Annotated in this window: 15 protein-coding genes and 3 tRNA genes; 16 read left to right on the forward strand and 2 right to left on the reverse strand. The window is 52.5% G+C overall.

From position 1 onward, the window contains the following. Positions 1-8 precede the first annotated feature (8 nt). On the reverse strand, positions 9-1,919 hold the full coding sequence (locus FCN51_RS23905) for a DEAD/DEAH box helicase (RefSeq protein ID WP_003624104.1): 1,911 nt from the start codon (positions 1,917-1,919) through the stop codon (positions 9-11). Positions 1,920-2,098: 179 nt separating this feature from the next. Then, a complete protein-coding gene (locus FCN51_RS23910; protein ID WP_003624106.1) occupies positions 2,099-2,554 on the reverse strand; it encodes a hypothetical protein in 456 nt (151 codons plus the stop codon). Between the two features lie 158 nt (positions 2,555-2,712). On the opposite strand from FCN51_RS23910, the gene FCN51_RS23915 reads away from it, so the two are divergent. The 16 genes from FCN51_RS23915 (at position 2,713) to nuoG (ending at position 18,760) form a co-directional block, all read left to right on the forward strand. Further along, positions 2,713-4,188, forward strand: a complete 1,476-nt coding sequence (locus FCN51_RS23915; RefSeq protein WP_160257043.1) for an NAD(P)H-hydrate dehydratase — start codon at positions 2,713-2,715, stop codon at positions 4,186-4,188. 40 nt (positions 4,189-4,228) lie between these two features. Continuing rightward, positions 4,229-4,313: transfer RNA gene (locus tag FCN51_RS23920), tRNA-Leu, on the forward strand. 89 nt (positions 4,314-4,402) lie between these two features. After that, positions 4,403-5,737, forward strand: coding sequence for a trigger factor (gene tig, locus FCN51_RS23925; RefSeq protein WP_003624109.1), 1,335 nt, complete (start codon positions 4,403-4,405; stop codon positions 5,735-5,737). A gap of 174 nt (positions 5,738-5,911) precedes the next feature. Beyond that, positions 5,912-6,574 (forward strand): ATP-dependent Clp protease proteolytic subunit, encoded by a 663-nt coding sequence (locus FCN51_RS23930; protein ID WP_014456951.1) that lies wholly within the window; start codon positions 5,912-5,914, stop codon positions 6,572-6,574. Between the two features lie 120 nt (positions 6,575-6,694). Continuing rightward, on the forward strand, positions 6,695-7,960 hold the full coding sequence (gene clpX / locus FCN51_RS23935; RefSeq protein WP_014456950.1) for an ATP-dependent Clp protease ATP-binding subunit ClpX: 1,266 nt from the start codon (positions 6,695-6,697) through the stop codon (positions 7,958-7,960). Between the two features lie 198 nt (positions 7,961-8,158). Continuing rightward, positions 8,159-10,681 carry an endopeptidase La gene (gene lon, locus FCN51_RS23940; protein WP_003624115.1) on the forward strand — a complete coding sequence of 841 codons (2,523 nt, stop codon included), beginning with the start codon at positions 8,159-8,161 and terminating at the stop codon, positions 10,679-10,681. A 145-nt stretch (positions 10,682-10,826) separates the two neighbouring features. Beyond that, positions 10,827-11,114 (forward strand): HU family DNA-binding protein, encoded by a 288-nt coding sequence (locus FCN51_RS23945; RefSeq protein WP_003624117.1) that lies wholly within the window; start codon positions 10,827-10,829, stop codon positions 11,112-11,114. Between the two features lie 86 nt (positions 11,115-11,200). Further along, positions 11,201-11,275: transfer RNA gene (locus FCN51_RS23950), tRNA-Val, on the forward strand. Positions 11,276-11,513: 238 nt separating this feature from the next. Next, positions 11,514-11,588 (forward strand) — tRNA-Val (locus FCN51_RS23955). A gap of 233 nt (positions 11,589-11,821) precedes the next feature. Beyond that, the gene (gene ndhC, locus FCN51_RS23960; protein ID WP_003630526.1) at positions 11,822-12,187 is read left to right on the forward strand and encodes an NADH-quinone oxidoreductase subunit A; all 366 of its coding nucleotides are present in this window, start codon (positions 11,822-11,824) and stop codon (positions 12,185-12,187) included. An 18-nt stretch (positions 12,188-12,205) separates the two neighbouring features. Beyond that, positions 12,206-12,766 (forward strand): NuoB/complex I 20 kDa subunit family protein, encoded by a 561-nt coding sequence (locus FCN51_RS23965; RefSeq protein ID WP_003625270.1) that lies wholly within the window; start codon positions 12,206-12,208, stop codon positions 12,764-12,766. After that, positions 12,759-13,418 carry an NADH-quinone oxidoreductase subunit C gene (locus FCN51_RS23970; protein WP_014456948.1) on the forward strand — a complete coding sequence of 220 codons (660 nt, stop codon included), beginning with the start codon at positions 12,759-12,761 and terminating at the stop codon, positions 13,416-13,418. Before FCN51_RS23965 ends, FCN51_RS23970 begins: the two co-directional genes overlap by 8 nt. Beyond that, the gene (locus FCN51_RS23975) at positions 13,418-14,698 is read left to right on the forward strand and encodes an NADH-quinone oxidoreductase subunit D (protein ID WP_014456947.1); all 1,281 of its coding nucleotides are present in this window, start codon (positions 13,418-13,420) and stop codon (positions 14,696-14,698) included. The genes FCN51_RS23970 and FCN51_RS23975 overlap by 1 nt, the downstream gene beginning before the upstream one ends. Beyond that, positions 14,695-15,336, forward strand: a complete 642-nt coding sequence (locus tag FCN51_RS23980) for a complex I 24 kDa subunit family protein (RefSeq protein WP_160257044.1) — start codon at positions 14,695-14,697, stop codon at positions 15,334-15,336. The genes FCN51_RS23975 and FCN51_RS23980 overlap by 4 nt, the downstream gene beginning before the upstream one ends. 11 nt (positions 15,337-15,347) lie before the next feature. After that, entirely contained in the window at positions 15,348-16,676 is a 1,329-nt protein-coding gene (gene nuoF / locus FCN51_RS23985; RefSeq protein WP_160257045.1) for an NADH-quinone oxidoreductase subunit NuoF, read from the forward strand. Between the two features lie 5 nt (positions 16,677-16,681). Then, entirely contained in the window at positions 16,682-18,760 is a 2,079-nt protein-coding gene (gene nuoG, locus FCN51_RS23990; protein ID WP_160257046.1) for an NADH-quinone oxidoreductase subunit NuoG, read from the forward strand. Position 18,761: the final 1 nt, after the last annotated feature.

An 18,761-nucleotide genomic window follows, 5' to 3' on the forward strand; every position in this document is an offset into this window, starting at 1 on the left:
AGACGTGTTCAGGACTGTACGTCTGTACTGCGTTCAGCAATAGCATCTGCTCCTGGTGAGGCCGGCCTTACAGAACTCCGCCGAGGCAGCAGCATGAATGCTGGTACCATATCGCCAAAACCCTGTACGTCACCGCCAGGTGCGGGAGGGATTTCATCCCGCTGATGGCGTGTATTACGCGTAGGCTGACGTTCTGGGCGTGCGGCCTGCTGGGGCTTGGTTTCTGGCTGCTGTTCACGCGGCGTGGGCACTGCATTTTCACGCTCCCGCTGCGGTGTGCGGGGTTTCCGTGTGCGGCCTGCTGGTGGCCGTTTTTCATCAGACCATTCAAGCTGCTTCACGCCATCCAGCGCCATGCGCGGAATTTCTTTGCCCGTCAGCTTCTCAATAGCTTCTGCCAGCGCTTTATCGTACGGCGTTGCAATGCTGTAGGCGTGGCCTTCACGCCCTGCGCGGCCAGTGCGTCCGATTCGGTGCACGTAGTCTTCCGCATGGAAAGGCAGATCGAAATTGAAGACGTGGGAAAGGCCGCCAATATCAATGCCGCGTGCAGCCACATCGGAGCACACAAGCACTTTCAATTCATCATTCTTGAACTTTTCCAGAGTGGAAAAGCGCACGGACTGAGGCAGATCACCATGCAACGCAGCGGCAGAAAAGCCATGCTTCACGAGTGATTTGGTGAGAATATCTACATCGCGCTTACGATTGCAGAACACGATAGCATTCTGCAGCGCCGGATCTTTCAGCAGCTGACGGAGCGTTTCGCGCTTGCTGTATTCATCCACCACCACAATGCCAGTTGTAATGGTTGTGGCGACAGAAGACTGCCGCGCAACCGTAATTTCCTTGGGAGAATGCAGGAACGCATCTGCCAGTTTACGGATGGTGGGCGCCATAGTGGCGGAAAACAGCAGTGTCTGCCGGTTAGGTGGCAACAGCCCGACAATTTTTTCAATATCAGGAATGAAGCCCATATCCAGCATACGGTCAGCTTCATCAATTACCAGAATACCAGTGTGGTTCAGCATCAAGCCGCCGCGTTCAAACAGATCAAGCAGGCGGCCGGGGGTGGCAATCAGCACATCCACGCCACGGTTCAGCACTTCTTTCTGATCCGCCATGCTTTCCCCGCCAATCAGCAGAGCATGGTTGAGTTTGAGGTATTTGCCGTAATTCACAAAGTTTTCTGCAACCTGCAGCGCCAGTTCACGCGTGGGTTCCAGAATAAGGGAACGTGGCATACGTGCCCGTGCCCGCGAATCGGACAGAATCTCCAGCATGGGCAGTGTAAAGGACGCAGTTTTACCTGTTCCCGTTTGTGCAACGCCCATAACATCCCGCGCCATCAGAATGGCCGGAATGGCTTGTTCCTGAATAGGAGTGGGGTGTGTGTAGCCCATGTCCGAAATGGCACGCAAAATCGGCTCGGACAGTTCCAAGTCAGCAAATGTGACGGAATTGGTATCTTCTGTTGCTTCAACCGTAATTTCGGCTGTTTTTTCAGCAGGTGCCGGTTCAGGGGCTGCCGTTTCTTCAGCTTCGGCCTTCGGAGCAGCCTGCTTTTCAGAAGGCGGCTCAGGCGTAACTTCAGGGGCTTGCTCAACAACTTCAACAGCAGAAGCTGTGGCTGCTACGGGAGCAGGCGTTTCAGCTTCTGGCGTTGCTTCTGCCTCTTGTGGTGCAGCTGCTGGTTCTTCAGCTTTTTCCACCTTTTCAGCTTTTGGCTTCCGGCGTCTTACAACACGTTTTTTAGGGGCAGGTTTTGCCTCAGCTACAACTGCTTTTTCAGCAGGAGCTTCAGTTGCTGCGCCCGTATCTTCCGTGGCGTCTGCGGCGCTCACAGGGGCAGGGGTAGCCGTTTTTTTGCGGCTACGTGTTGTTGTCTTGCGGGGGGAGGCGGGCGTTTTAGCTGTCAATCTGCTCTCGGAACCGTAGGTCTGTCTGTTGTCAGCACTGGCTGAAGAGCCTGCCCGTATCGGGGTGCCTCAACTAAAGTGACTGAGGCACCGATTCACGTATCTACCCGGTCAGGCGTTAGTTCCGATAAAGCTGTTTTGGCCTGAAATCAAGTTTTTGCCAGAATGTGTTGCATTTCTTAGGCAAAAGGATGGCCAAGGCAGGCAGAAAGCACAGCCAGCACACCCAAGCCTACAATAAGCAGCACGCGGGAGCGAATGGAGTCGAACACAGAAGGCTGCGGGCGGATGGAGCGGCGGGCTTTCTGATAAGGGCCTGTGTACATCATGACAAACAACACAGCCATGATAATGCCCAAAAGCTGCATGAGGTTGGTTGTCCACGGTGCGTTGGCAAATCCACCTTCATGAATAATCAGCAGCCAGCCGGTAATCAGCGCCGTAGGGATAACGTGCGTTAAAACCTTAAAAAAGCGGGCCAGTGTCTGCAAATGCACAGAATTGCGTTGCGTTGCATCCAGCAGGCGTAGGCTGGGGCGCAAAATGATAACGGCGTAAGCACCACCACCGATCCACAGGATGATGCTGACAAGGTGGAGGGTGAGAACAAGGCTCCAGAGAATGGAATGGGGCATGCTGAACTCCGCTTGGCGTTAATGCAGGAAAAAGGCGCGGGGCGGGGAAGGGATCATCGTCCAACGCTTGTCTGCTGCCTGATTGCCAAGGGGACGGACACTGCGCAAGGGGCTATATTTGCACAGATCATCGTCTACTCTGTGTGCGGAGGCTCGATATGGCAGCAATATATCCTTCACTTCTGAGCGTTTATTCTCCTGACGAAATGGGGAAAATTGACCATATTTCGGCGCAAACAGTGCCTGTTTCCGTATTGATGGAAAATGCTGGCCGCGCCGTAGCCCGCGCTATTCTTCGGTATGAAAAGCCAGCCCGTGTGCTTGTGCTCTGCGGGCCCGGGAATAACGGAGGAGATGGCTACGTGGTGGCACGGCATCTTTATGATGCAGGTTGGCCTGTGGCCGTGGCGGAAATGGTGGCGCCCAAGCCCGGTGGCCCGGCCGCAGAAGCCTCAGCCCGATTCCGTGGTGTCCGTGTACCGTTTTCTGCACAGGAATCTGCAAGGGCGGATTTGGTGGTGGATGCCGTATTCGGCGCAGGACTAAGCAGAGATGTTGCAGGTTTGCCTGTTGAAGTTCTGCAAGCTGCGCGGCGTGTTGTTGCCGTTGATATACCTTCCGGCGTGGATGGCGCGACGGGCTTGGTGCGCGGATATGCTCCGAAGGCTGTCATGACGGTAACGTTCTGCCGGTTCAAGCCGGGGCATTTGCTGTATCCGGGAAGGGAATATCTGGGGCGGTTGATTCTGGCTGATATCGGAATTCCGCAAACTGCACTTGATCAGGTGCAGCCAACAACATGGCAAAATGAACCCGGCTTGTGGCATTTGCCGATTCCCGGTCCTGAAAGTCATAAATATACGCGCGGCGTGGTGAGTATTTGTGCTGGCGAATCCATGCCGGGCGCAACGCGATTATGTGCTGGTGGTGCACGCGCTGCTGGCGCTGGTTTGGTGCGCGTAGCCGCTGGGGCAGGTGCAGCGGCGTATAAATTGGGTGCGCCCGGCCTTATTATAGATGACGCGCCGTTGCCGACATTATTGGAAGATAAACGTCGCCGTGTGTGGGTTTGTGGGCCCGGCCTGACGGAAGCCGAAGTGCAGGCTACACTGCCTGTATTATTGGCTGCAGGAAAAAGCGTTTTGGCGGATGCTGGCGCTTTAAGTGCTTCTGCTGGTGACCCTGAAAAACTTAAGGGTGTTGCAGTTATAACACCGCATATTGGGGAATTTACCCGCGTATTCGGGCCGGTAGGCAGCAACCCGCCAGAGCATGTCCGGCAGGCTGCTCAGCAAATTGGCGCGGTGGTGGTTCTAAAAGGCGCTTCCACCATGATTGCAGCGCCAGATGGGCGGCTTGCCATCAATAATCATGCAACCCCTGCATTAGGTACGGCTGGTTCTGGCGATACACTTTCTGGTGTCATTTCAGCCCTGCTGGCTGCTGGCATGCCAGCGTGGGAGGCCGCATGTGCTGGCGTGTGGTTGCACGGAGAAGCCGGGCGGCAAGCTGGGCCGTGGCCTGTGGCCGAAGATTTGGACCTTCATTTGGGTGCTGCACGAGAAAAAGCAGCTCATATGCAGAAACAGAGGGTGAACTCGCACATCGGCATCTTGCCGTGGACGCATGTTTGAGTTAAGTCCACCCAACTCGTGACGGTGAGCACGTTAATGCGCGGGTGTGGTGGAATTGGTAGACACGCCAGATTTAGGTTCTGGTGACGCAAGTCGTGGGGGTTCAAGTCCCTCCACCCGTACCAATTATTTTACGATCATGCTCCCGTCCTGGTCCGCGACGGCCTTTGCGTAGCGGGTGTTTGAGTTTTGTACCGAAAGGAAGGCCTGACCGATGCAGGTTACCGAGACCCTTTCCGAAGGGCTGAAGCGTGGTTTTACCGTAACAGTTCCAGCGGCGGAAATTGCCAGCAAGCGTGATGCGCGGCTGAAGGAAGTTGCAGCAAACCTGAACCTGCCGGGCTTCCGTCCGGGTAAGGTGCCTGTTTCTCTGGCCAAGCAGCGTTACGGCGAAAGCGTGTGGGCAGAAGTTCTGGAACAGACGGTATCTGACGCTCTGCGTAACGTTTTTGATGAACGCGGTATCCGTCCTGCTGGTCAGCCTAAGGTAGATCTGGTTTCCGGTCAGACCGACGATGGAAAAGATCTGGAATTCACGGTTGAAGCAGAAATTCTGCCAGAAATTGCTGTGCCGGATCTGTCTGACCTTACGCTGACACGCCTGAAGGCAAATGTGAGCGATGAAGCCATCAACAAGGTGCTGGAAGATATCGCCAAACGCGGTCGCACCTTTGAAGTGGTGGAAGAAGTTCGCCCCGTTGCCAAGGGTGATGTGGTTGCTATCGACTTCGTTGGTAAGCGCGATGGTGTGCCCTTCGAAGGCGGTTCTGCTGAAGACGTGAACGTTGAAATCGGCGGCGAAGGCTTTATTCCCGGATTTGCTGAGCAGATCGAAGGCATGAAGCCGGGTGAAGAAAAAGTTATCACGGTAACTTTCCCCGAAGATTACGGCGCAACCGAGCTGGCAGGCAAGGAAGCAACCTTCGATATCAAAGCCAAGCAGATCAAGAAGCCAGTTGATGCGCCGATTGATGATGAGCTGGCCAAAAAGATGGGTTTTGAAAGCCTTGATCAGCTGAAAGACCTGATTCGCAAGCAGGTTGAAGGCGAATACGATCAGCTTTCCCGTCTGCGTATCAAGCGCGAACTGCTGGATGAACTGGCAAAGAAAACTGATTTCACTGCGCCAGAAGGCATGGTGGATGCAGAATTCAACCAGATCTGGGCACGCGTCGAAGAAGACCGTAAATCCGGTCAGCTTGATGACGAAGACAAGAACAAAGACGAAGAAACCCTTCGCGCTGATTACCGCAAAATTGCGGAACGTCGCGTAAAGCTGGGCCTGCTGCTGGCTGAAATTGGCCGTAAGAACAACATTACGGTAACGCCGGATGAACTGGGACGTGCGGTGCGGGCAGAAGCCATGCGCTACCCTGGGCAGGAAAAGCAGGTGTTCGAATTCTTCCAGAAGAATCCGCAGGCAGCGGAATCTCTCCGGGGGCCGATCTTTGAAAACAAGGTTGTCGATTACCTGATTGAACTGGCCAAAGTGACCGATAAAGAGGTCACACCAGAGGAACTTTCAGATATTCCACCAGCGAATATCTAATAAGAAAAAGGCCGTGTCCCGCCAGTGTGAACTGGCGGGACATTCTTTTTGGGCATGTTTTTCTTTTCCGGGGTGGCATCTTTCCACTTTATCTCTATCTTGAACCAGAGTGCCTGAGCTTTCTTGTGTTCGCGCAGGAAGGCAGGAAAGGCTAATTCAGTTTTTTATACGGGAATGAGTGGTATGAGGGATCGTGATCCCGTTGAGATTTTCAGCAATGCGCTGGTACCGATGGTGGTCGAACAGACCTCTCGCGGTGAGCGGGCGTTTGATATCTATTCCCGCCTGCTTCAAGAGCGGATCATCTTCCTGACTGGTCCCGTGTACGATCAGGTTGCTTCCTTGATTTCCGCGCAGCTTCTGTATCTGGAAAGCGTGAATCCTAACAAGGAAATCTCCTTTTACATCAACAGCCCGGGTGGTGTGGTTTCTGCCGGTTTGGCAATTTATGATACCATGCAGTACATCCGCAGCCCCGTAAGTACGGTGTGCATCGGGCAGGCAGCCTCTATGGGCTCCTTGCTGTTGGCTGGGGGAGAAAAGGGGCGTCGTTTCGCACTGCCTAATGCCCGCGTTATGGTGCATCAGCCTTCAGGCGGCGCGCAGGGGCAGGCAAGTGATATCGAAATTCAGGCGCGTGAAATTCTGATCATTCGTCAGAAGCTGAATGAAATCTACCGTGAACATACAGGTCGCACGCTGGAGGAAATTGAGCAGAAGCTGGAGCGTGATACTTACATGTCCGCTCAGGAAGCTCAGTCCTTCGGAATTGTGGATGAGGTGATCAGCCACCATAAAGCGACAGAAACAGGCAAGAAGGATAAAAGTCATCCTTAATCTGGCGTACAGTAATCTTCCTGTTACAATAGGGAAGACGCCTGCCGTAAGGCAGGCACACACGTTCTGGGACTCGGCTCTCGGTGCGATGGGGCCTGGGATGATCGAGGGAGTGGGCTGATGAATACGAAGTCCGGTGATTCCAAGAACACGCTTTACTGCTCGTTCTGTGGAAAGTCACAACATGAGGTTCGCAAGCTGATTGCCGGCCCCACGGTGTTCATTTGTGATGAGTGTGTTGAACTCTGCATGGATATCATCCGTGAAGAGAACAAGACTTCCCTTGTTAAATCGCGCGAGGGTGTGCCAACGCCGCGGGAAATCTGCAAGGTGCTGGATGATTATGTTATCGGGCAGGCTCAAGCCAAAAAGGTTTTGTCTGTTGCCGTGCATAACCATTACAAGCGCCTGACACAGGTTGCCAAAGCTGGTGATGTTGAGATTGCAAAATCCAATATTCTGCTTATTGGCCCCACAGGTTCTGGTAAAACCCTGCTGGCTCAGACACTGGCGCGTATTCTGGATGTGCCTTTTACAATGGCAGATGCCACAACCCTGACAGAAGCAGGGTATGTGGGGGAAGATGTTGAAAACATCATTCTCAAGCTGTTGCAGGCGTCTGATTACAATGTGGAACGCGCACAGCGTGGCATTGTGTATATTGATGAAATCGACAAGATTTCCAAAAAGTCAGACAATCCTTCCATTACGCGTGATGTAAGCGGTGAAGGTGTGCAGCAGGCGCTGTTGAAACTGATGGAAGGTACAGTGGCTTCTGTTCCTCCGCAGGGTGGGCGCAAGCATCCGCAGCAGGAATTCCTGCAGGTAGATACCACCAATATGCTGTTTATCTGCGGTGGTGCCTTTGCCGGGCTGGACAAGATTATTTCTGCCCGCGGTAAGGGAACCAACATTGGCTTTGGTGCTGATGTGCGTGCTCCGGATGAACGCAAGACAGGTGAAATCCTGCATGATGTGGAACCGGAAGACCTGATGAAGTTTGGTCTGATTCCAGAATTTATCGGGCGTCTGCCAGTTATCGCAACGCTTGGTGATCTGGATGAAGCGGCACTTATCAAGATCCTGACGGAACCCAAAAATGCGTTGGTGAAGCAGTATCAGCGTTTGTTCCAGATGGAAAATGTGCAGCTGAACTTCACGGATGATGCACTCAAGGCCATCGCAGATCGCGCTATTGTGCGAAAGACGGGTGCGCGTGGGCTACGTTCCATTCTGGAAAGTATCCTGATGTCGACCATGTTCGATCTGCCGGGCCTCGAAAATGTAGAGGAAGTGGTGGTTAACCGGGATGTTGCGGAAGGCAAGGCCAGTCCGGTCTATGTCTACGGGAAAAAGAAAGAGATCCCGGCAGAACAATCTGCTTAAGTTGGGAAATGTTCACAAAACAGCGCTGGCGGCACATGCTCCAGCGCTGTTTTTGTCACTGTCCCATTGTGTAACACGCTGTGAATAACGACATAAGGATAGACTAAAGAGCTTTCATCGCGTTGGCTCTTGTACGGAACAGGGTATGCCGCAAGGTGGGTGCCGTGTCCGGATCGTCCTTGTCAGGAGGTCATCATCATGGCTGATAACGAAAAACCAGTGAAACGCAGACGCCGGACTGCAACAAAAACCAAGCCGGAAGTGGTCGCAGAAGCCACGCCTCAAACCACACCAGTTGCAGAAGCTGCTGCAGAGCCAGAAGTTCAGGAAGCTAAAGCTCCGGCACATGTGGCTGTGCTGCCACTGCGCGATATTGTGGTGTTCCCGCACATGATCGTGCCTCTGTTTGTTGGGCGCGAAAAATCTGTAAAAGCTTTGGAAACGGTCACAAAAGATGACCGCCACATTCTGCTGGTCGCCCAAAAAGATGCGGCGCAGGATGATCCATCCGCCGATGACATTTATCGGGTTGGCACGCTTTCAACCATTCTGCAGCTCTTGAAGCTGCCAGACGGCACCGTGAAGGTGCTGGTGGAAGGGGTGAAGCGCGTACGCGTAAAAACCTTGCACGAGGTTGAAGGTCACTTCGAAGCCGATATTGAGGATATGCCAGAGCAGCCGGCTGAAGGGCCAGAAGCCGAGGCGCTTGGGCGTTCTATCGTGTCTCAGTTTGAGCAGTATATGAAGCTCAACAAGAAGATTGCGTCTGAGGTACTGGTATCTCTGAACCAGATCAGTGATCTGGCAAAGCTGGCGGATACCGTAACCAGCCATCTCAACCTCAAGATTGCGGAAAAGCAGGAAATTCTGGAAGCGCCAACAGTGATGGCGCAGCTGGAAAAGGTTTTTGCGCATATTGAGGCGGAAATTGATGTTCTTCAGGTAGAAAAGAAGATTCGCAACCGCGTTAAGCGCCAGATGGAAAAAACGCAGCGCGAGTACTATCTGAACGAACAGCTCAAGGCGATTCAGAAGGAACTGGGTGAAGGCGAAGACGGCAAGGATGAAACATCCGAGCTGGAAGAACGCATTGCTAAAACCAAGCTTTCTAAGGAAGCACACGAAAAAGCTGTAGCGGAGCTGAAAAAGCTGCGCGGCATGAGCATGATGTCTGCCGAATCTACAGTTGTGCGGAATTATCTGGATTGGTTGCTGAGTATTCCGTGGAAAAAGCGGACCAAGGTCAAACATGATCTGACAGAAGCAGAAAAAATTCTGGATACAGATCACTACGGACTGGAAAAAGTTAAAGAACGGATTCTGGAATATCTGGCTGTTCAAAGCCGGTCCCAGAAGCTGAAAGGCCCGATTCTGTGCCTGGTAGGTCCTCCGGGGGTTGGTAAAACATCTCTGGCACGTTCTATCGCTAAGGCTACAGGGCGGCACTATGTGCGTATGTCGCTGGGTGGCGTGCGTGATGAAGCTGAAATTCGTGGCCATCGGCGTACGTATATCGGCTCCATGCCCGGCAAGATCATTCAGGGGATGAAGAAGGCGAAGGTCTCGAATCCATTGTTCCTGCTGGATGAAATTGACAAGCTGGGGTCTGATTGGCGCGGAGATCCGGCATCTGCACTGCTGGAAGTATTGGATCCGGAACAGAACAGCACATTCGCAGATCATTATCTGGAAGTGGATTACGATCTGTCTGACGTCATGTTCGTAACAACGGCCAATAGCCTGAACATGCCGCAGCCTCTGCTGGATCGTATGGAAATCATTCGTCTGTCCGGTTACACGGAAGATGAAAAGGTGGAAATTGCCAAACGCCACCTTATTTCCAAGCAGACGCAGGCCCATAATCTCAAGCCGGGTGAATGGTCGATTACAGATGACGCTGTGCGGGATCTGATTCGCTATTACACGCGTGAGGCTGGTGTACGTAATCTGGAACGTGAACTTGCAGGGCTTGCCCGTAAGGCCGTGAAGGAAATTGTTACCGGCAAGGCCAAGAAAGTTTCTGTTACCCCCAAGAATCTGGACAAATACGCAGGTGTGCGTCGCTTCAGCTATGGGGAAACCGAAGCAGAAGACATGGTTGGTGTTGTAACCGGCCTAGCCTGGACCGAAGTGGGTGGGGAAATCCTGACCATTGAAAGTGTTATGGTGCCGGGCAAGGGCGGTATTGTTGAAACTGGTAAGCTGGGCGACGTGATGAAGGAGAGCATCTCTGCTGCATTCTCCTTTGTGCGGAGTCGGGCAACCAGCTTTGGCATTGTGCCCACCTTGTTTGATAAGCGCAGCTTCCATGTGCACGTGCCAGAAGGTGCGACTCCCAAAGATGGGCCTTCCGCCGGTGTGGCGATGGTCACATCCTTGGTAAGCGTGCTGACAGGTATTCCCATCCGTCGGGATGTGGCCATGACGGGTGAAATCACCTTGCGTGGGCGTGTGCTGGCTATTGGTGGCTTGAAAGAAAAGCTGCTTGCGGCCCTGCGTGCGGGCATTCGTACTGTGTTCATTCCCAAGGAAAATGAGAAGGACCTTACGGAAATCCCTGACAACGTGAAGAAGAAACTGGAAATCGTTCCTGTCTCTCATGTGGATGAAGTTCTGGCGCGTGCATTGGTGCGTCAGCCCCAGCCAATTGAGTGGGAAGATGTGCCAGATCCACTGCCAGCGGCTGGTGGAGAATCCGCTCTTCCGGTGTTGCCACACTGAATAGAAGGGATAAGAGCCCACGAAGTTGCGTTTGCTTGGTTGACGTGGCGGAAAACGGCTTCATAGTGCGTTCAGGTAGCGGACAGGCGGACGAAATAGGCCGCCCGCCGTTCCGAACAGATATAAGAAATAGAAAGGCGTAAGGATGGAGAAGCCGCTCAACAAGCAGGAACTCGTTTCAGCAGTGGCTGAAGCTGTTGACCTGCCCAAGGCAAAAGCCGGTGAAGTGGTCGATGCCGTATTCGGTGCGATCGAAAAGGCCCTGTCCACAAAGCAGGAAGTACGTCTGGTTGGTTTTGGCACATTCGTGACCGCAACCCGCAAGGCAGCTAAAGGCCGCAACCCACGTACGGGTGAAGAAATCGATATCCCTGCTTCCACCTCTGTCCGCTTCAAGCCGGGCAAGGCGCTGAAGGATGCCGTCAGCGGTTAATTCCGTCAGGAAATTTTTTCTGAAAAAGGCCGACAATCTCAAAAAAGGGGGTTGTCGGCCTTTTCTGTTTATGGCACATAGGGCGCGGGCAATTAGCTCAGCGGTAGAGCGTCTCGTTTACACCGAGATGGTCGGCGGTTCGATCCCGTCATTGCCCACCATTTTCCCCAAATGGTAACCCACATGCACAATGGACTTAGTTCCATTGCTGCCTGTGTGTGTTTTCGCCAGAGCATTATCTGGCCTCTTAATTTCTCCCTGAAAATTCGGCCTTCACAAGAAAGTGGTCCATGCCCAATACGTTCGTGCATATCCGTGCGCAGGATGTTGGGGTTAAGATTGCTGCTTGAAACGTGTGAAGGGGTTGTCGGCCTTTTCTATTTATGGCACATAGGGCGCGGGCAATTAGCTCAGCGGTAGAGCGTCTCGTTTACACCGAGATGGTCGGCGGTTCGATCCCGTCATTGCCCACCATTTTCCCCAAATGGTAACCCACACGCACAATGGACTTAGTTCCATTGCTGCCTGTATGTGGTTTTCGCCAGAGCATTATCTGGCCTCTCAATTTATCTCTTAAAATTCGGCCTTCACAAGAAAGTGCCCCATACCCAACGCGTTCGTGCATATCCGTGCGCAGGATGTTGGGGCTAGGGTTGCTGCATGAAACAAAAGCCACTGCGGCTTGAAACATGTGCAGGAACCACACCATGCAGTCTGTTCTTGGTGATTATGCGCCAGTTCTCGTGTTTGGGGGCATGTCGGTTATTATTGCCGCCGCCATGTTGGGTATGGCGCTACTAAGCGGCCACCAGAAACCGTATTCCGAAAAACTCACAGCTTATGAATGCGGTTTTGAAGCGTTTGATGATGCGCGCCGTCGGTTTGATGTGCGCTTCTATCTGGTTGCCATCCTGTTCATCATTTTCGATCTGGAAGTTGCGTTCCTGTTTCCCTGGGCCATCAGCCTAGGGCGCATTGGGCTGTTTGGCTTCCTTTCCATGCTTGGGTTTCTGGCCGTGCTGGGCATTGGCTTTTTGTATGAATGGCGCAAGGGCGCGCTGGATTGGGATTAAGGTGAGGGAGATACAGCCATGACAACCAACCAGCAGGATGCGGTCTTATGGAACCGCGAAGCGCTTCCGCCCGGCCCAGAGCAAGATGCTGTTGTGCGAGGCATTACAGGGGTTCTGGCCGAGAAAGGCTTTGTTGTTGCCAATCTGGATAAGTTGGTGAACTGGGGGCGCACAGGCAGCTTATGGCCTATGTCCTTTGGGCTGGCTTGCTGTGCGGTGGAAATGATCCACGCATATATGCCGCGGTATGATCTGGACCGTATGGGTATTATCCCGCGTGGCTCTCCGCGCCAGTCTGATGTCATGATTGTGGCTGGCACGCTTACCAACAAAATGGCGCCTGTGCTGCGCCGGTTGTACGAGCAAATGGCCGAGCCACGCTGGGTTATTTCCATGGGCTCCTGCGCCAACGGCGGTGGGTATTACCACTATTCGTATTCCGTTGTGCGTGGGTGTGATCGCATTGTGCCGGTAGATGTGTATGTGCCGGGCTGCCCGCCTACGGCAGAGGCTTTGATCTACGGCATCATGCTGCTTCAGAAAAAAATACGTCGGACAGGGACCATTCTCCGTGGCTGAACTTCCTGTAAATCCTCGGCAGGGGCGCCTTGAAGGGCGGCTGTCTGCCATGGCCTTTACCTTTATGGCAACTGTGCCTGCAGTTTCTTATGCAGCAGTAGAAAAAGGTGAGTTGGTTGTTCGCATAGAGCGCGATCACTTATTGCATTTTTTCGAGTTGCTGCGGGATCATCCATCATACCGCTTTGAGCAACTGATGGATTTGTGCGGGGTAGATTTTCCAGAACGACCGCAACGCTTCGAGGTTGTTTATAATCTGCTGTCCGTCACGCATAACCACCGTATTCGCGTGATCGTGCAGACAGATGAGGTAACCCCCGTACCTTCCGTGCACCATTTATGGCCCTGCGCCACATGGTGGGAGCGTGAATGTTACGATCTGTTTGGAGTGGTCTTTTCTGGCCAGCCAGATATGCGGCGTATCCTCACAGATAATGGGTTTGAAGGGCACCCGCTGCGCAAGGACTTCCCGTTAACGGGCTATGAACAGGTTCGTTACGATGTGGAGCGCAGGCAGGTTGTGAAAGAACCTGTTTCCTTGACACAGGATTTTCGAGATTTCGACTTCGTTTCCCCATGGGAAGGCATGCTGACTTTGCCGGGAGACGAAAAAGCGCATGAAGTCAGACAGGGCATGAAGAGGTCCGGCTGATGACTGAATTGAAAAATACTTTTATCGAAACAGCAGATACTGTGCTGCGGCAAGATGTTCCAGAAAGCCTTGTGCCTGAGAAGGTGGCAGAAGAAGAGCCCCGCAAGGTTGTGGAAATTGATTCTCACGCGCTAAATTTTGGACCCCAGCATCCATCTGCGCATGGTGTGTTGCGTTTGGTGCTGGAGATGGAAGGCGAGGTGGTGGCGCGTGCTGTGCCCCATATTGGCCTTTTGCATCGTGGCACAGAAAAACTGATAGAATACAAAACCTATCAGAAAGCTCTGCCGTATTTTGATCGACTGGATTACGTTTCTCCGATGTGTGAGGAGCAGGCATTTGCTCTGGCAACGGAAAAACTTCTGGGTATTGATATTCCAGAACGCGCCAAGTGGCTGCGTGTTATGTTTGCAGAAATAACACGTGTTCTGAACCACATTCTCAACCTTACAGCGATGGGGTTGGATTGCGGGGCCGTTACGCCCGCTTTGTGGGGGTATGAAGAGCGCGAAAAACTTCTGGAGTTTTACGAGGCAGCATCCGGAGCACGATTTCATGCCAATTATTTTCGGCCGGGTGGTGTAGCGCGTGATGTGCCGGCTGGCTTGGAAGATAAAATAGGCGCATGGGCCAAAGAGTTTCCAAAATGGATTGATGAACTTGAAGGCTTGCTGACTGAAAACCGTATCTGGAAACAGCGCACGGTTGGTATTGGCGTTTTTACAACAGAACAAGCATTGGCATGGGGCTTTAGCGGGCCATGTTTGCGTGCCTCTGGTGTGCCGTGGGATCTGCGGCGTAATCAGCCCTATGACAATTATCACAAAGTTGAGTTCAATGTGCCGGTAGCGCGGCAGGGTGATTGTTATGATCGTTATTTGGTGCGCGTTGCGGAAATGCGTGAAAGCGTCAAGATTATTGAGCAATGCCTAACCCAGATACGTCCTGGGGACGTAAAGGTGCAGGACCCTAAGTTTAGCCCGCCACCACGCGCAGAAATGAAGCGTTCTATGGAAGCGCTCATTCATCACTTCAAGTTGTTCAGCGAAGGGTATCACGTACCCCCCGGCGCAACCTATACAGCGGTGGAAAGTCCTAAAGGAGAGTTTGGGGTGTATCTGGTTGCTGATGGAAGCAACCGGCCTTATCGCTGCAAAATTCGCCCAACAGGATTTGCTCATCTTCAGGCCATCGATGAATTGTCCCGCCGCGGGATGCTGGCAGACATGGTGGCCATTATTGGATCGCTTGATCTTGTGTTCGGGGAGGTTGACCGATGAACACCACCTGGGCCCCGGCAGAACAGCCGGAAAGTTTTGCTTTTGATGATGAATCTGAAGCAGAAATTGTAAATGTTCTTAAAAAATACCCAGAAGAACGTAAAGCCAGTGCGGTTATGCCGCTTTTGTATATTGCACAGCGTCAGATGGGCCGTGTAACCGGCAGTGCATGGATACCTCTTGTCGCAATGGATGACATTGCCAGCAGGTTAGAGATGGCACCCATACGCGTGTATGAGGTTGCCTCTTTTTACACCATGTTCAACACAAAGCCGATTGGGCGTTATCACCTTCAGGTTTGCACAACCACACCCTGCTGGTTGCGTGGTTCGGATGCGGTGACAGAGGCTTGCCGTAAGGCAACGGGTATTCATCATTTTGGTGAAACCAGCGCAGATGGCCTGTTTACTCTAACAGAAGTGGAGTGTCTGGGTGCATGTGCCAACGCACCCATTCTGCAAGTTGATGATGATTACTACGAAGATATGGATGGCCCACGCACAGAAGCATTGATTGCAGATTTGCGTGCAGGCAGGAAGCCAGAAGCTGGGCCAGCTATCAACCGTATGTGTTCAGCACCGGAAGGGGGCAGAAAAACCCTTTTGGAAACGTCTGCATCATCCCCGGATCAGAAATAGGAGAAACGGCCATGCTTCAGGACAAAGACCGTATCTTCACCAATCTTTATGGACAGGATGATTGGCGTTTGCCCGCAGCCCGGAAACGGGGAGACTGGGAGAATACAGCAGCCATTATTGCAAAAGGGCGAGATGCAGTAGTGGCGGAAATGAAAGCTTCTGGCCTGCGTGGACGTGGAGGGGCGGGTTTTCCCACTGGGCTAAAGTGGTCATTCATGCCCAAAAAGTCTGATGGCCGCCCGCATTATCTCGTTATCAATGGGGATGAATCAGAACCCGGCACATGTAAGGACCGCGAAGTTATGCGGCATGAGCCACATAAGCTGATAGAGAGCGCAATGATTGCCTCTTTCGCTATGGGTGCGCATGCGTCCTATATTTACATTCGTGGCGAGTTTTGCAGAGAAGCCGAGCGCCTTCAGGCTGCTATAGACGAAGCTTATGAGGCGGGTTTGCTCGGTAAAAATGCTGCAGGTAGCGGATGGGATTTTGATTTCCGTATTCACCGTGGTGCTGGCGCATATATTTGCGGGGAAGAAACAGCTCTGCTGGAAAGTTTGGAAGGTAAAAAAGGCCAACCCCGTATGAAGCCCCCATTCCCGGCAGGGGCGGGGTTATATGGTTGCCCAACCACAGTGAATAATGTGGAAAGCATAGCTGTTACATCCACCATCATGCGGCGTGGGGCTGCTTGGTTTTCTGGCTTGGGCCGGCCCAATAATGCAGGCACAAAACTTATGGCTATTTCTGGCCATGTGAATACACCTTGTGTTTTTGAAGAAGAACTGGGTGTTCCGCTTAAAGAGATTATTGAAAAACACGGCGGCGGTGTGCGCGGTGGGTGGGATAACCTGCTGGCCGTTATTCCTGGTGGTTGCTCTGTTCCCGTGTTGCCCAAATCCATCTGTGAAACTGTATTGATGGATTACGATAGTTTGCGTGCAGAACGTTCCGGATTGGGTACGGCTTGCATGATCGTAATGGATAAATCCACAGATATTATTGAAGCCATTGCACGTTTTTCAAAGTTCTTTAAACACGAAAGCTGTGGCCAGTGCACGCCATGCCGGGAAGGCACCGGGTGGATGATGCGTATGATGAACCGCATGGTGCAGGGCACAGCCGAAATAGAAGAGATTGATCTGCTGGAGCAGGTCACCAAGCAGGTGGAAGGCCATACCATTTGTGCGCTGGGTGATGCCGCTGCATGGCCTATTCAGGGGCTTATCCGGCATTTCCGACCAGAAATGGAAGCGCGTATTCGGCAGTACAAGGCTGCGCATGGCGGTACGGGCTTGGTGCAGGTGCCTAGCGGCGGTGTGCCAGTGGCGGCGGAGTAAGAATAATGGTGAAGGTCATTGTTGACGGTACACCGGTAGATGTGCCCGCAGGTTTTAGTGCTTTGCAGGCCTGCGAGGCTGCCGGAAAGGAAATACCACGTTTTTGTTATCATGAACGGCTTTCCGTTGCCGGTAACTGCCGTATGTGTCTGGTAGAAGTGGCGCGTGCGCCCAAGCCTGTTGCATCCTGCGGTTTTCCTATTTCTGAAGGAATGCAGATTTTTACGGATACAGAGGTTGTGCGCCGTGCACGCCGTGCCGTTATGGAATTTTTGCTGATTAACCACCCGCTGGATTGCCCTATTTGTGATCAGGGCGGGGAGTGTGATCTGCAAGATCAGGCTTATGGGTATGGATCTGGTATTTCACGCTATCATGAAGAAAAACGCGCTGTAACAGATAAAGATCTTGGGCCGTTGGTTAAAACGGCTATGACACGCTGCATCCAGTGCACACGTTGTGTTCGGTTTAGTACGGAAGTAGCTGGCACGCCTGAGCTAGGTATGGTCTCGCGCGGTGAAAATGCTGAAATCACCACATATGTGCAAAAAGCACTGACATCAGAGCTTTCAGGAAATCTGATAGATGTTTGCCCTGTAGGTGCCCTTACAGCCAAGCCATCGGCGTTTCATGCGCGTTCATGGGAATACAAAAAAACAGACAGCATTGATGTGATGGATGCGCTGGGCACCAATATCCAGATTCAAGCCCGCGGTGGTGAAGTCATGCGCATTGTTCCGCGCGTAAATGATGAAGTGAACGAAGAATGGCTTTCTGACAAAGGACGTTTTTCGGTTGATGGGCTCAAGCGTCGGCGGCTTGATCAGCCTTGGGTACGTGTGCACGGTAAGTTACATCCGGCCACATGGCAGGAGGCATTTGTTTCTCTGGCGCGTAGGCTGGAAGGCGTGTCTGGTGAAAAGATTGGTGCCATTGCGGGTGATTTATGTGATGTAGAAAGCCTGTGTGCTCTTAAGGATTTTTTGAATAGCCTTGGCTCATCAAACTTGGACTGCCGACAAGATGGCGCATGGTATGATTTGAGCGCACGCGCAAACTACCTGTTTAACAGCGATATTGTCGGAATAGATGAGGCAGATGCCTTGTTGTTAATAGGGGTAGAACCACGGCGTGAGGCCCCAGTTTTAAATGCCCGTATTCGTAAGCGATATCTGGATGCAGGGCGAGGCGGCTTTCCCATAGCCAGTATTGGTCGGTTTGTTTCTGATCCAACATATCAGGTTGATATTCTGGCGGATGGTCCGACTGCGTTGGATGCTCTGTTAAAAGGGGAAAATGCTTTTGCAGAGGTTTTGCAAAAAGCATCACGCCCCATGATCATTCTTGGGCACGGGGCTTTAACCCGTCAGGATGCTCCAGCTATTTATGCTGCTTGTAAACAGTTGGCAGCAAAAACAGGTGTTGTTGTGGATGGGTGGAACGGGCTGAATGTTCTGCACACAGCGGCATCCCGCGTGGGGGCATTAGATATTGGGTTTGTGCCCGGCCCGCATGGATGCGCTACTGCCAGCATGCTGCGTGGTGGTGTAGAAGTTTTGTGGTTGATGGGCGCAGATGAACTTCCCATTGATCGTATCTCGCCAGATACCTTTGTTGTGTATCAAGGGCACCATGGTGATGCGGCAGCCAAGCGGGCAGATATTATTCTGCCTGGAGCGGCTTATACGGAAAAATCCGGCACATACGTAAATACCGCAGGGCGTGTGCAACGTGCTTTTCGGGCCGTGTTTGCTCCGGGAGATGCGCGAGAAGATTGGCGTATTATCAGGGCTTTTTCAGAAGTGTGTGGGCATACATTGCCGTATAATACGGTGGAGGAATTGCGTGCACGTATGGCGGACGTAAACCCTGTGTTTGCACATGTTGGGCATGTCACAAGGCTTGCGGCTCCTCAGGCAATTGCCTCACAACAGGAAAAGGACGAGGATAAAAGCTTTATGTCCGCACCTTTCAGGTCTGTCATTCCTGATTATTACCAGACCAATGCTATCAGCCGTGCCAGCCCCACTATGGCGGAATGTTCAAAAGTTTATAGCGTGCCTCGCGCAATAGCAGCGGAGTAAG

Origin of the sequence: Acetobacter pasteurianus (assembly GCF_009914215.2) — a bacterium.
GTDB lineage: Bacteria > Pseudomonadota > Alphaproteobacteria > Acetobacterales > Acetobacteraceae > Acetobacter > Acetobacter pasteurianus.